This is a genomic window from Lysinibacillus sp. Bpr_S20, assembly GCF_023337835.1.
Lineage (GTDB): Bacteria > Bacillota > Bacilli > Bacillales_A > Planococcaceae > Lysinibacillus.
This window is the reverse complement of record NZ_JALNLQ010000010.1, coordinates 99,669-113,395: the sequence shown is the minus strand read 5'-3', so window position 1 is coordinate 113,395 and position 13,727 is coordinate 99,669. Positions and strand designations below refer to the sequence as shown.

The 13,727-nt window shown below is 40.2% G+C and carries 15 protein-coding genes; 12 read left to right on the top strand and 3 right to left on the bottom strand.

The features are described from left to right. Nucleotides 1-16: 16 nt before the first annotated feature. Together MWJ95_RS20170 and MWJ95_RS20165 are read right to left on the bottom strand one after the other, a co-directional pair. Nucleotides 17-487, bottom strand: a complete 471-nt coding sequence (locus MWJ95_RS20170; protein ID WP_249107096.1) for a VanZ family protein — start codon at nucleotides 485-487, stop codon at nucleotides 17-19. Then, complete coding sequence (locus MWJ95_RS20165; protein ID WP_249107095.1) at nucleotides 484-1,383, bottom strand: aldo/keto reductase; 900 nt, start codon at nucleotides 1,381-1,383, stop codon at nucleotides 484-486. Before MWJ95_RS20165 ends, MWJ95_RS20170 begins: the two co-directional genes overlap by 4 nt. Nucleotides 1,384-1,459: 76 nt before the next feature. On the opposite strand from MWJ95_RS20165, the gene MWJ95_RS20160 reads away from it, so the two are divergent. The 12 genes from MWJ95_RS20160 (at nucleotide 1,460) to MWJ95_RS20105 (ending at nucleotide 12,786) form a co-directional block, all read left to right on the top strand. Continuing rightward, nucleotides 1,460-1,996 carry an NUDIX domain-containing protein gene (locus MWJ95_RS20160; protein WP_249107094.1) on the top strand — a complete coding sequence of 179 codons (537 nt, stop codon included), beginning with the start codon at nucleotides 1,460-1,462 and terminating at the stop codon, nucleotides 1,994-1,996. Between the two features lie 73 nt (nucleotides 1,997-2,069). Beyond that, complete coding sequence (locus tag MWJ95_RS20155) at nucleotides 2,070-2,582, top strand: hypothetical protein (RefSeq protein WP_249107093.1); 513 nt, start codon at nucleotides 2,070-2,072, stop codon at nucleotides 2,580-2,582. 118 nt (nucleotides 2,583-2,700) lie between these two features. Next, nucleotides 2,701-3,165: a ferric iron uptake transcriptional regulator gene (gene fur, locus MWJ95_RS20150; RefSeq protein ID WP_004232171.1), complete on the top strand. Its 465-nt coding sequence runs from the start codon at nucleotides 2,701-2,703 to the stop codon at nucleotides 3,163-3,165. 146 nt (nucleotides 3,166-3,311) lie between these two features. After that, entirely contained in the window at nucleotides 3,312-4,214 is a 903-nt protein-coding gene (xerD, locus tag MWJ95_RS20145) for a site-specific tyrosine recombinase XerD (RefSeq protein WP_249075718.1), read from the top strand. An 84-nt stretch (nucleotides 4,215-4,298) separates the two neighbouring features. Continuing rightward, nucleotides 4,299-5,480, top strand: a complete 1,182-nt coding sequence (gene deoB, locus MWJ95_RS20140) for a phosphopentomutase (RefSeq protein ID WP_249075719.1) — start codon at nucleotides 4,299-4,301, stop codon at nucleotides 5,478-5,480. A gap of 14 nt (nucleotides 5,481-5,494) precedes the next feature. After that, on the top strand, nucleotides 5,495-6,745 hold the full coding sequence (locus tag MWJ95_RS20135) for a thymidine phosphorylase (protein WP_249075720.1): 1,251 nt from the start codon (nucleotides 5,495-5,497) through the stop codon (nucleotides 6,743-6,745). Nucleotides 6,746-7,640: 895 nt separating this feature from the next. Further along, nucleotides 7,641-7,994 (top strand): anti-sigma F factor antagonist, encoded by a 354-nt coding sequence (spoIIAA, locus tag MWJ95_RS20130; protein ID WP_249107092.1) that lies wholly within the window; start codon nucleotides 7,641-7,643, stop codon nucleotides 7,992-7,994. After that, nucleotides 7,987-8,427, top strand: a complete 441-nt coding sequence (gene spoIIAB, locus MWJ95_RS20125) for an anti-sigma F factor (protein WP_249075722.1) — start codon at nucleotides 7,987-7,989, stop codon at nucleotides 8,425-8,427. Before spoIIAA ends, spoIIAB begins: the two co-directional genes overlap by 8 nt. Before the next feature lie 10 nt (nucleotides 8,428-8,437). After that, nucleotides 8,438-9,229: an RNA polymerase sporulation sigma factor SigF gene (sigF, locus tag MWJ95_RS20120; protein WP_249075723.1), complete on the top strand. Its 792-nt coding sequence runs from the start codon at nucleotides 8,438-8,440 to the stop codon at nucleotides 9,227-9,229. Nucleotides 9,230-9,244: 15 nt separating this feature from the next. After that, nucleotides 9,245-10,690, top strand: coding sequence for a spore germination protein (locus tag MWJ95_RS20115; RefSeq protein WP_249075724.1), 1,446 nt, complete (start codon nucleotides 9,245-9,247; stop codon nucleotides 10,688-10,690). Between the two features lie 202 nt (nucleotides 10,691-10,892). After that, nucleotides 10,893-12,212, top strand: coding sequence for a diaminopimelate decarboxylase (gene lysA / locus MWJ95_RS20110; protein ID WP_249075725.1), 1,320 nt, complete (start codon nucleotides 10,893-10,895; stop codon nucleotides 12,210-12,212). Between the two features lie 199 nt (nucleotides 12,213-12,411). Beyond that, on the top strand, nucleotides 12,412-12,786 hold the full coding sequence (locus MWJ95_RS20105) for a GNAT family N-acetyltransferase (protein ID WP_249075726.1): 375 nt from the start codon (nucleotides 12,412-12,414) through the stop codon (nucleotides 12,784-12,786). A 380-nt stretch (nucleotides 12,787-13,166) separates the two neighbouring features. Here the strand turns inward: MWJ95_RS20105 and MWJ95_RS20100 are convergent, their stop codons facing one another. Next, nucleotides 13,167-13,673, bottom strand: coding sequence for a DUF309 domain-containing protein (locus MWJ95_RS20100; RefSeq protein ID WP_249107091.1), 507 nt, complete (start codon nucleotides 13,671-13,673; stop codon nucleotides 13,167-13,169). Nucleotides 13,674-13,727: the final 54 nt, after the last annotated feature.

Below are 13,727 nucleotides of genomic sequence, written 5' to 3'. Positions count from 1 at the left end.
AATAAAAGACAAAGGGTTAAAGCGCCCTTTGCCTTTTAAAAATCTTCCTCACCAACAGGACAATCCCAACAAAAACAATGGCACCAGCTGTATCCACCATAACATCCTGTCCGCTCATTGTGCGTCCTGGTGTAAAGCTTTGGCGAAACTCATCAAGCATTGCTATAAGAGCTGTCCCGGCAATAGCGACAACTGCGGCGAACCGACGTTTACCCCATGCGAAGTAAATGCCGAGTGCGATGCAGCCGAATCCAGCGAAATGCGTGAATTTGCGAATTAAAAATTCTACAAACTTAAAGTAACCCCGTTCTTCTACAGAAACAACTGTGTCCCAATAAGGAATTTTTAAAACCGATAATTGCTTTTCAAATGGTTTATTTGCTAATATTTGCTCCAATTCAGGAATAATAGACTGTTGTTCATAGGTCATACTAGAGGATATGACAAGTACTACTAAAAACACTAGTAAGATAAGCCATTTTTTCATCGGTGATCCATATATTGTTCGGCTTTTGTTAGCTCTTTTGCTGCTTTAAAATCTGTTATCAAATTCATTTTTTCATAGGCGGCAAGTGTTTGCGCCAGCTGTTCTTGTGAGCTAGCCCCAATCACGGTTGAAGCGATAGCAGGTTCCTTTAGATTAAAGGCGATAGCTAGTGCATGTAAATCGTCAAAATGTGAGGATAAGCCTGTTAATACTACTGTTAATTCGTCCGCTGTATAGGTGTTAAAGCCGTTGACACGTTGTAAACGTTCTTTCCAGCTATTTGTTAGTAAACCTTTTGCAACAGTCCCACGTGTTACGACGGAAGCACCTTTACTTGCAATAAAGTCTAACCATTCCTCTGGGCGACGATCTAAAGCGCTATATTGCATCATGACACTTTTGGCAGAGCTTGCGGGTAAAAAACGCTTTAGTACATTTGGTCGAATCGAGGAAATACCATATTCTCGAATCAATCCATCTTTTTTCAAATTTTCAAAAGTGTCGATAATGCCATCCCAATCGTCTTCTATCGTCCCACCATGTAACTGATAAACATCAATATAGTCAGTACCTAGTCGTTTCAAGCTAGCGTGTAGAGCTTCCTTTATATAAGAAGGGGATGCATCCCAATGCCAACCGTCTACACCTTCTGTCCAACGATTACCAACTTTTGTAGCAACTAGAACATCCTGACGACGTTTCCCTAAAATAGCGCCAATCATTTCTTCATTGGTCCCAAAATCATATAAATCGGCTGTATCGATATAATTAATGCCAGCATCTAGCGCCATATCGACGATTGCAGCAGCCTTTTTCTTATCTGTCGAAAGAGACATGCCCCCTAAACTAATTTCTGAAATGAACAATTCACTTGAGCCAAGCTGTCTTTTTTTCATGCTAATGCCCTCCTTCGATTTCTCTACTTGTAATGGTACAATGAACATATCTGAAGAACAAGCGAGGTTATAGTCAATGAAAAAGTTTGAAGAAAAAACGATAAAGACTACACCCGTTTATGACGGGAAAATTGTAAAACTACAAATTGATGATGTCACTTTACCAAATGGTAATGTTGCAAAAAGGGAGATTATTAAGCATCCAGGCGCAGTTGCGGTTATAGCTGTTACAGATGAAGGCAAATTAGTATTAGTGGAGCAATATCGCAAAGCTTTAGAACGTTCAATTATTGAAATTCCAGCTGGTAAGCTTGAACCAGGGGAGGAACCTATTGTAACCGCGCGCCGTGAATTAGAGGAAGAAACAGGTTACGGAGCACAGAGCTTAACTTATTTACAAGCGTTTGCAACATCCCCAGGCTTCGCAGATGAAATCATCCATCTATTTGTAGCTAAAGATTTATATAAAATTGACAATAAGGCAGATCTAGATGAGGATGAATTTGTCGAATTAATAGAAGTTTCGTTGGAAGAGGCGGGGCAAATGGTGGCAGATGAGCGTATATACGACGCCAAGACAGCGTTTGCAGTACTTTGGCTTGCAACACAATAAGATCATAATCTTTAGCATAATAGAAGCGGACGAGCATAAGCTGTACAAACCTTGATAGAAAAGGAGCATGTTTATGTCTCGTACGGTGTCTATATTTTATCACGCTTCCATTATTGCTATGAGTTTCGTTTGCGGCGTTATCTTATTTCATATTATTGGTGGGCCGAAAGCAGAGCCTTTTATTTCATTTATAGAGCCTCGTTTAACAAATGGGGACAGGCATTCTCTGTTTCGTTTAGTGTTACCTGTTGCTGTTTCAATCGCTCTCGTAATATTGCTTGCAACACATAATGTCCTAAAGGTTCTAGTGCGTGTTACAGTGGCAATGCGTGCAACCTTTTTTGGCTTTAGCTCGGTTTTTTTATTACAAAAGCTTGAGGCGTTCTGGGTTTATACGATTTGGTGGTTTCCATTTCAGCTTATCTATTGTATATTGTTGCTAAACCTATGCAATTTACTTGTGCCAGCATGGTCAAAGCGAAAAATCGGAAAAATGATAAATGGTCGGACAATTTTGTTGAATTTTATCGCATTTTTCATCATAATAGTGGCTGAGTTTATTGTTATTTCTTATATTTTAAATTGATAACTACAGAAATTTAGCATTAGGTAAAAATATACAAAAGCATATTCGAAATCTATTCACTATCTTGTAATAGGATTTACTCCTTTGGTATAATGGAAAGAGTTTAGGGGGGCGTCACATGGAGAGCCGAATTGATCGTATAAAAAAACAGTTGCATAGTGCTAGTTATAAGCTGACGCCGCAGCGAGAAGCAACAGTTGCTGTACTGCTGGAGCACGAGGAAGACCACCTAAGTGCAGAAGATGTTTACCTTTTAGTAAAAGAAAAGGCACCTGAAATTGGTCTTGCTACTGTCTATAGAACGTTAGAATTACTAACTGAGCTCAAAATTGTCGACAAAATCAACTTTGGCGATGGCGTTTCGCGCTATGATCTACGCCAAGAGGGAGCTGCGCATTTCCACCATCATCTAGTTTGTATCGAATGTGGTGCGGTTGATGAAATTCAAGAAGATTTACTTGAAGATGTGGAAGCCGTTGTTGAAAAACGTTGGAACTTTATCATAAAAGATCACCGACTAACATTCCACGGTATTTGCTGGCGCTGTCATGATAAAAACGACGAATCGAATGAAGAAAAATAACAAGAAGCTGTCTGTTTTAATCTTTTGATTAATCGGGCAGTTTTTTGTTTTATATGAAATTAGCAATGTAGAATAGGGGACCGTTTTAGCACAATTCAAATTGCCGTGCTAAAATAGAGAATAATTGACAGTAAGGGGGCGTTATGATGAATGAATTCCAATATGCCATAGAGGATTATATCCATTTTATCCAAGTTGAACGACAATTATCCGATAATACATTAGCATCCTATCGCCGAGACTTAGAAAATTACGTGAATTTTTTGCGGGAAGTAGAGGGAATGTCTGATTTTCGAAGAGTGGATAGGACGACCATTTTACGCCATTTAGAGCAGCTGCGAATGCAAGGAAAGACAAGTCGTACTGTGGCTCGACACATCTCCTCCATTCGTAGTTTCCATCAATTTCTACTACGGGAAAAACGAGCTGAAACAGATCCGACTGTCCATTTAGAAATGCCGACCATTGAGCAAAAGCTACCAAATGTACTCTCTATCGAGGAAATAGAAGCTTTATTAGCGGCACCAAATCGCAGCAAACCACAAGGTATCCGCGATGTAGCGATGCTAGAGCTGTTATATGGGTCAGGAATGCGCATTAGTGAGCTGATTGCATTGGATTTAGCGGATATTCACTTGACGATGGGCTTTGTCCGCGTCTTTGGTAAGGGAGGCAAGGAGCGTATCATTCCACTTGGAAAAAGTGCCCTTTTTGCATTAAGTACTTATTTAGATGGCGCACGAAGTCAATTACAAGGGAAATCTCCCAAAACAGAAGCTTTTTTTATCAATCAACGAGGAAAACGTTTAACAAGGCAAGGTTGTTGGAAATTAATGAAGGAGCACGCCTTAAAAGCGGGCATCCAACATGAATTAACGCCACATACATTACGTCATTCTTTTGCAACACATTTAGTGGAAAACGGTGCGGATTTGCGAGCAGTACAAGAGATGCTAGGGCATGCCGATATTTCCACAACACAAATTTATACACATATTAGTAAATCCCGACTATCAGAGGTTTATAAGCAATTTCATCCACGCGCTTGAAAATTATTAGTTAGTCGGATGTCTGACCTTTATTTTTCGCTGTTTTTTGGTAAAATAGAGACAAGAGAGTAGGAGGCAAAATGAATGAATAAACCATTTGAAAAAATCCATGTAGTAGTATTGGACTCGGTTGGAATTGGTGAAGCTCCAGACGCAGCAAATTTTGGAGATGTGGGTTCACATACTCTAGGACATATCGCTGAAAAAATGAATGGGCTTACAATGCCACATATGGAGTCTTTCGGCTTAGCAAACATTGAACCATTACAAGGTATGCAGGCTACTGACAAACCAAAGGCATACTACGGAAAAATGCAAGAAGCATCTGTTGGGAAAGATACGATGACAGGGCATTGGGAAATTATGGGTTTGAATATCGATAAACCGTTTAAGGTGTACCCTGAGGGATTCCCAGCTGAGCTTATTGCAGAATTGGAAAAACGTACAGGCCGCAAAGTACTTTGCAATAAACCTGCAAGTGGCACACAAGTAATCGAAGACTTCGGCAAGGAGCATATGGAGACAGGAGCGATTATTGTCTATACATCTGCTGATCCTGTTTTGCAAATTGCTGCCCATGAAGAAATTATTCCATTAGAGGAATTATATAAAATTTGTGAAATTGCTCGTGAGCTAACATTACAGCCAGAATATTTAGTTGGCCGTGTTATTGCTCGTCCATTTATCGGTACACCAGGAAACTTCACGCGTACATCTAATCGTCATGACTATGCGTTAAAGCCGTTTGGTCGTACAACGATGAATGTCTTAAAGGATGCAGGGTTAGATGTTATCGCAATCGGAAAAATCTCAGATATTTTCAACGGTGAAGGCGTTACTGATGCTGTACGTACAAAAAATAATACAGATGGTATGGATAAGTTTGCAGAGGTAGTGCGCCGTGATTTCCATGGTATTAGTTTCTTAAACTTAGTGGACTTTGATGCGAATTTTGGACATCGTCGTGACCCAATAGGTTATGGCAACGCACTTCAAGAATTTGATGCACGTTTACCAGAAATTACTGAAGCGATGACAGAGGATGATTTACTAATCATTACGGCAGACCACGGGAATGATCCAACATTCCCAGGGACAGATCATACGCGTGAATATGTACCGTTAATTATCTATTCACCACGCTTTAACGGTGGTAGTGAACTAGCACTACGTGAAACGTTTGCAGATATTGCAGCAACAGTAGCTGAAAACTTCAAAGTAGAAGCACCAGCGTTTGGCAAAAGCTTCTTAAATGATCTGAAGTAAGGGGGATTATCGATATGAATATGGCGCAGCTATTTGAAAAGAAGAAACAAGGCAAGGAGCTATCACAGGCTGAAATTCAGTATTTTGTAGAGGGTTATACGACTGGTACAATTCCTGATTATCAAGCAAGCTCACTACTGATGGCAATCCGTTTATTGGGTATGACATATGATGAAACATTTTATTTAACAAAGGCAATGATTGAATCTGGAGATGTCATTGATTTATCATCTATTGAAGGTTTTAAAATTGATAAACACTCAACAGGCGGTGTAGGAGATAAAGTGACACTAATCGTCACGCCTATCATTGCTGCACTAGATATTCCGGTAGCGAAGTTTAGTGGTAAAGGTCTAGGTATTACAGGTGGTACAATCGATAAATTAGAATCCATTCGTGGCTTAAAAACAGAGCTTTCATCACAAGAATTTATCGACAATGTCAATAAACATAAAATTGCAGTGGCTGGTCAAACAGGCAATCTTGTACCAGCTGACAAAAAATTATATGCGTTACGAGATGTGACGGGTACTGTCGATTCTACCCCACTAATTGCCGCATCTATTATGAGTAAGAAAATTGCAAGTGGTGCTGACGGCATTGTACTTGATGTCAAATGTGGCTCAGGTGCATTTATGAAAACAGAAGAAGAAGCGCAGGTTTTAGCTGAAACGATGACTGCTATCGGTGAAAAGCTGGGGCGTAAAGTAGTCGCTCATATTAGTGACATGGACAATCCACTTGGAAAAATGATTGGCAATAAGCTTGAAGTAGTGGAAGCGTTTGCTTTATTAAGCGGTCGTATGGATGAAACACATGAGGATCTACTGGAGGAATGTATTATTATTTCTTCTTTAATGTACCAAGTGGCAGCAGGCGTAAATGAGGCGGAAGCAACAGCAGCTGTGAAACGAGTATTAGAGGATGGTTCAGCCGCTACAAAATTCGAGGAATTTATCGTAGCACAAGGTGGCGATTTAGCTGATATCGTGCAAAAAGACACAGCTAACAAAGTAGCTGTCAAAGCACCTACTGAAGGGACTGTAGGGACTATTAATGCACTATTAATCGGAGAAGCTAGCGTTGGTCTTGGCGCAGGTCGATTAACAAAAGAATCAGCGCTTGATTACGATGCTGGTATTCAATTAATCGCTAAAAAAGGTGACCATGTTCGCGCTGGCGAGACGATTGCTTATCTATATTCAAATCGTCAAATCGATGAGGAAACCATCGAAAAAGTACTAAAAGCTTATACAATTGCATAAATGATGAATGGAAGCGAGAACTCTCTTTAAAGGGGGCTCTCGCTTTTTTGTGTTCTAAAAAAACGTAGAGTTAAAGCGGGAAAAACAGTTAAAGCGGGGGAAAAAGAGTTAAAGCGGGGGAAGAATAGTCAGGGCGAGGTGAAAAAGACAGAGCGACGGAAAGAATGGCCCAGACAATGGAAAGAAGGGGCAAAGTGACGGAAAGAAGGGCTGAAGCGACGGAATGAAATCAGAGAGAGGGAAAGAAGAGCCAGAGCGACGGAAAGTAGGGGCAAAGTGACGGAAAGAAAGGCCGAGGCGACGGGAAGAATGGCCAGGGTGACGGAAAGAAGACAGAGCGACGGATAGAAGAACCGAAGTGACGGAAAGAATAGTCAGAGCGACGGAAAGAAGACAGAGCGATGAATAGAACCGACAAACATGGATAGAACTGCCAAAATCATGGATAGAACTATCAATTTCCGTGGATAGGCCCGCCAAATCCGTGGATAGAACCTCCAAAGTGACGGATAGCCCCGGCAAACGTGGATAGAACCGTCAAAATAGCGGATAGAACTATCAAATTCGTGGATAGAGCCACCCAAAATCGTGGATAGAACTGCAAAAAAAGTGGATAGAACCGTCAAACGTGGATAGAACCTTCAAAGTGACGGGTAGCCCCGCCAAATCGACAGAAAGAACAGCGTAAACATTTGCTGGCCGTTAGCATAATAATAATTCTTGTGAAAAGTGTCAGCCAGGTTTAAAAAATGTTGATATATCCCATACTGCAATTAACCTAAAAGGCTATGAGTATGTCGATTTGCCACTATTTCGGAAGACTTTGCACTAGTTCTGTCAGCCGCAAGGAATCACCACAGTGAATGTGGAATTGCACGAGGAGGAGGCGATGTTCATGCATTTTCAATTAGAAATGGTAACAAAAGAGACAGTAGTTATACGTTTATTTGGGGAGCTCGATCATCATGCAGTTGAGCAAATTCGAGCTAAAATTTCTACAGCAATTTTTCAGGGGACTGTTACGACTATCATTTGGAACCTAGAGGGGCTTTCTTTTATGGATAGTTCAGGTGTTGGTTTAGTGCTTGGGCGAATGCGTGAGTTAGAAGCAGTCGCTGGACGAACAATTTTATTGAATCCATCGCCGACAATGCGAAAGGTATTTCAATTTTCAGGGTTAGGGCCGTGGATGATGGATGCAACTGAAGAAGAAGCGATTGATCGAGTTAGGGGGATTGTAAATGGATAACGAAATGACATTAACTTTTTTAGCAATTAGTGAAAATGAAGCATTAGCGCGAGTAGCTGTGACTGGTTTTATTGCACAATTAGATCCAACAATTGATGAGCTATCTGAATTTAAAACGGTTGTCTCGGAGGCTGTTTCTAATGCCATTATTCACGGTTACGAAGAGAATGGTAAAGGTGTTGTTACAGTTCATGCAAAACGTGAGGATGATGTTGTAACGGTGTCTGTTATGGATAAAGGGATTGGTATTGAGGATGTAAGTCGAGCGATGGAGCCATTATTTACGACGAAAAGTGCGATGGAGCGTTCGGGTATGGGCTTTACTATTATGGATAGTTTTTCAGATCAGTTGACAGTCATGTCCAAGTGGCAAGAGGGTACAACTGTCACATTTACGAAGAAATTTTACTCGGTTCGCACACCGGTAATGTGAGGCTACGATTGTGAAGCCGCTAGAACAGTCGTCCGATAAGCTATTGTCACAGGGAGAAATGCGAGATTTAATTGCGCGTGCACAGCAGGGCGATCATGAGGCTCGTAAACGAATGATTGAAGGGAATACGAGGCTTGTGTGGTCTATCGTCCAGCGCTTTACAAGTAGGGGCGTGGAGCTCGAGGATTTATTTCAAATTGGCTGTATCGGGCTCATGAAGTCTGTGGATAAATTCGATCTAACATATGATGTTAAATTTTCGACATATGCTGTACCAATGATCATCGGTGAAATTCAGCGTTTTCTAAGGGATGATGGTATGGTGAAGGTTAGTCGATCTATTCGTGAGCTTAATTTTAAAATTCGTCATGCCACTGATGAATTCATTAAAAATAATGAGCATCCACCGACCATTCATGAATTGGCGCAGGTTCTTGGTGTCACAACTGAGGAAATTGTAACAGCTTCAGATGCATTAAGAGATCCTGCTTCCTTGCATGAACAATTGTATGAGAGCGAAGGGGATTCTATTACTTTAATGGATCAGATGAAGGACGAAAAATCTGAGCAGCCATTTGACTATATTCCACTAAAAGAGGTGCTCACAAGACTTGAGCCTAGGGAGCAATCCATTATTTATTTACGATACTTCTCAGATTGTACCCAAACTGAAATTGCTAACAGGCTTGGCATTTCACAAGTTCAGGTATCAAGATTAGAGAAAAAAATTCTTGCTCAATTAAAAAATTGGATGGCTACAAGTGCCACAGTTGAAGAGGAAGAAGTAAAAAAAGACATCTAAGAAAATGGTGACAGCATGACAGAAGATAAACTATTTAACAGCTTAGAAGAAGCCGAAAATTTTCTTAAAGAACAATTTGGAGACGGCGAATCATTTGACATAAGTATTAAGCATTTATTCGTCAAAGATTTGCCGGTTCTTTGCGCATATATAAGCGGACTTGTGGATGGAATAGTCTTAACACAATTACTCTCTAATATGTTGCCTGATGAGGATATTGATATTGAGGATGAAAAAGAGTATTTTGAAGCCTATTTCAATTTTCAGGGGCGTTCTGAGGAAACCAAACGTGAAGCCATTTTATTATCAATATTAAGTGGACAAGTAGCCTTTATAACGAAAAGTGGTTATGGCTATGTTGCTGAGATTCGAAATTATCCAGGACGTACCCCTGCGGAGCCTGATAATGAAAAGGTTATTCGTGGTTCTAGGGACGGCTTTGTAGAAGGTATTTCACAAAATACTGCTTTGATTCGTCGGCGAATTCGCAATAGTAATTTACGTTTCGAGCTACATAAAATATCCGAAATCGGTCAAACCGATGTCGCGCTAGCGTTTATAAAGGGTATTGCGAGTGATGAAACGCTCGATAAATTACGACAGCGCATAGAACAAATTCATCATGATGGTTTAACGATGACTGATAAATCACTAGAAGAATGGCTGTTTAAACAAAAGTTTCATCCAGTTCCTTTTGTACGTTATACGGAACGACCAGATATTACTGCGGCGCATTTACTTGAGGGCCACATAGCCATTATTGTCGATACATCTCCTTCTGTTATTATTGTGCCAGCTACGGCTTTTCATTTACTGCAACATGCAGAGGAGTATAGGCAGGCACCATCAGTCGGAACCTTCGTCCGTTTTATGCGTTATTTCGGAGCAATTATGGGTTTACTATTATTGCCCTTATGGTATTTATGTGCAACGCATGGGATACATTTACCAGATGAGTTAGCCTTTTTAGGAGCAAAGAAAAAATCGCATATCCCACTTTTACTACAAGTATTAATTGGAGATATTGGGATAGAATTTTTGAGGATGGCCGCCATTCATACCCCGTCCCCATTATCCACTGCGATGGGTTTGGTAGCGGGTGTAATTATTGGTCAAATTGCTATTGATGTTGGGGTGTTTTCACCAGAAGTAGTGTTATATACAGCAATTTCAGCCATTTTAACTTTTATTATTCCGACATATGAGCTAGGTATCTCCATTAAACTCTTTAGATTAGTGTTGTTAATAATGACTGGTATTTGGGGAGTAAATGGGTTATTTATCGGGTTCTTTATATTATTTACGTATTTATGTTCATTACGTCCGATGCAAGCGCCATATTTGTGGCCACTTATTCCGTTCTTTCCAAATGCGATGCTTCGCGTACTTATCCGTTTCCCAATGACAGCAGATGCATTAAGACCTTATGTAGTCGATTCCGCACAACGAAAAAGATCATAGGAGCCGTTGCACTCGTTTTTTTCATGTGATAAAGTTCACATATAGTATTTTGTGATTTTTGCGAAAATTATCTTCATTCAACACAAGGTTCCACCACGACACGAGGTATTTGTGCACGTGTACTGGTCGAACTATTGTTAGATGTAACATAAGGTGCAATTTTTATCACAAGATGGAACGATGTGAAAAGGGAGAGATGCACATGCATTTATATGGAACACAAGCGATTTCTGAAAATGGTCATTTAACGATTGGACAGGTAGATACTTTAGAGCTTGCAAAAGAATATGGTACACCTTTATTTGTGTACGATACAGCGCTTATTCGGAAGCGTGCACGCAGCTTTATGGATACGTTTAAAAAACTAGGTGTAAAAGCAGAAGTAGCTTATGCTTCGAAAGCATTTGCATGTGTAGCTGTGTACCAATTAGCGGCAGAAGAAAATTTATCTTTAGATGTTGTCTCTGGTGGAGAATTATTTACAGCTTTAAAAGCTGGATTCCCAGCAGAGCGCATTCATTTCCATGGTAATAATAAGAGCATGGCTGAATTAGAATTAGCCTTTGACTCGAAAATTGGTTGTATTGTCGTGGATAACTTCTATGAAATTCAACTTTTACAAGAAATCTCAGAGCGCCGTCAACAAAAAATGCGTATTTTACTACGTGTCACACCAGGTGTTGAGGCACATACGCATGATTTCATTACGACAGGTCAAGCGGACTCTAAATTTGGCTTCGATTTAAATAATGGTCAAGCAGATGAAGCTTTCCAACGAACGTTTAACCATGAATACCTAGAGCTTCTTGGATTACATTGCCATATCGGCTCACAAATTTTTGACACAGCGGGCTTTGGCTTAGCAGGAGAAAAATTAATTGAAAAGATTTCTGATTGGAACAAGACTCACGATTTTACATGTACTGTGTTAAACTTAGGAGGGGGCTTCGGTATTCGTTATACTGAGGAAGATGCACCGCTTGAGCCGCAAGTATATGTAGAGGATATGATTACAGTTGTAAAGAACAAGGCGACTGTACTCGGTCTAACTATGCCGGAAATTTGGATTGAACCAGGACGTTCACTTGTAGGCGATGCAGGAACATCACTTTATACGATTGGTTCACAAAAAACAGTACCGAATGTTCGTAAATATATTGCAGTCGATGGTGGTATGAGTGATAATATCCGTCCAGCTTTATATGATGCGAAGTATGAGGCAGTCATTGCAAGTAAAGCAAATGAATCAAAAAGTGAAACATATACAGTGGCTGGAAAACTTTGCGAATCTGGTGATAAATTAATTATTGATGCAAAGCTACAGGAAGCAGCTTCTGGAGATGTGCTAGCAATCTTCTGTACTGGAGCGTATGGATATTCTATGGCGAGTAACTATAATCGTGTGCCACGACCAGCAGTTGTATTTGTAGAAAATGGTCATCATCAATTAGCTATTCGACGCGAAAGTTATGAAGATATTGTCCAAAACGATCTCCCGCTAACGTTAAAAAAGGGTGAGTAAATATGAGAAAAAACAAATGGGTATTACTAGCGTCCATTTCAACTTTTATTTTGTTGTGGGGCGTTGTCTATTGGGTATTAGCGTCTAAAGGTATTCTCGGACCTGGTTCGTAAGACAGAAATTGACTTGCGGTAAAAGTACAAATCGTGTAGGATAATCAAAGATTATGTACAGCTAGAAAATGAGGGAATAGACAAATATGTTAATTCGATATAAAAAAGCTTTCGAGAAAATAGCAATGGGGCTACTCTCGTTTATGCCTAACGAAAAAGACATAAAAAAGCTCAAAGAGACAATCCACTCCTATGAAAATGATAATAATTGGGTTTTATATTTATGGAAAAAGAACGATGAGTATGTTGGCATTGTTGGACTTGTAACAGACAGTAATAATATAGCTACGATTCAACATGTTTCCGTGGTACCTTCTTATAGAGGTGAAGGTGTTGCGAAGGAAATGCTACAGGAAGTAGCAGACCTTGGCCAGTATGAAAGTGTAAGTGCAACGGAGGAAACGCGTAATATTGTTCAAAAATGTATAAATTGTATGGATGAAGAAGCAGACGATCATTGACGTCTGCTTTTTCATGTTGCTAGGGTCTTCGGCAAAACGAGGGGTTGATTTCCGTTCCGGCTGGGCGCTTTCCTGGGGGCGTCCGATGAGCCGCTTCACTCGCGCTGCTCGCTCCAGGGTCTCATCTGTGACGCTGATCCCCAAGGAGTCGCCCAGCCTCCACTCCAATCAACCGTGCATCAATTTATAGTGATAAAATGAAACTTCTGCAACAAATGCTGAAGTGGAAGGCCACTCGAATCTCTTGCTATTTTGCGTTCGTCACAGAACAAGGCTTACTAAGCATGCGTGTAGCCAAGAATCAACTTTAAATAAAGTGCCACGAAATAGATAGAGATCTCCTTGACCATTTTGTTTTTCAGCACTAGAGAAGCAGACGATCATTGACGTCTGCTTTTTCTTTGTTTGCTTTCTTGACGTTCAGCAAGAATATGTGAGCGATCTCGAAGCATATGTTTATGAAGAAGATAATTAGCGTTACTTGCTGGTAAAAGCTGTATGCGAGCAAATACTAATTTTTCTAATATAGGTGAAAGAGGAAGTTGAAATGCTTGAAAGGACTTGCCTATTTGGATAGCAGCAAGTGTATCTGTTAGTTGTGTTAGTAGTTTTTCGTAGTCGATTTCATCAAAAAAGATATGTCCCATGTTATATTGAAAATTATTGAGTGCTTTTTCTAAGATTCGCGCAGCGCCAATATCATTGTCGCGCCGCCAATGATATAATCCTGTTGCGAGCTGTACGTATCCAACGAGAGGGTGCTTTTTATCACCTGGAGCGATAATTTTCCAGTATTCCTCGAGGACTTCATGGCATTCAAAAAAATCTTGATTGCCGTTGAAAAAAGCACAGTAGTCGATAAATAAAGTATGGTGCTGAGGATGCATTTTGGACTCCTTTCTACTATACTAAAAGAACATAGAATCTCAGGGTGGTAAAAC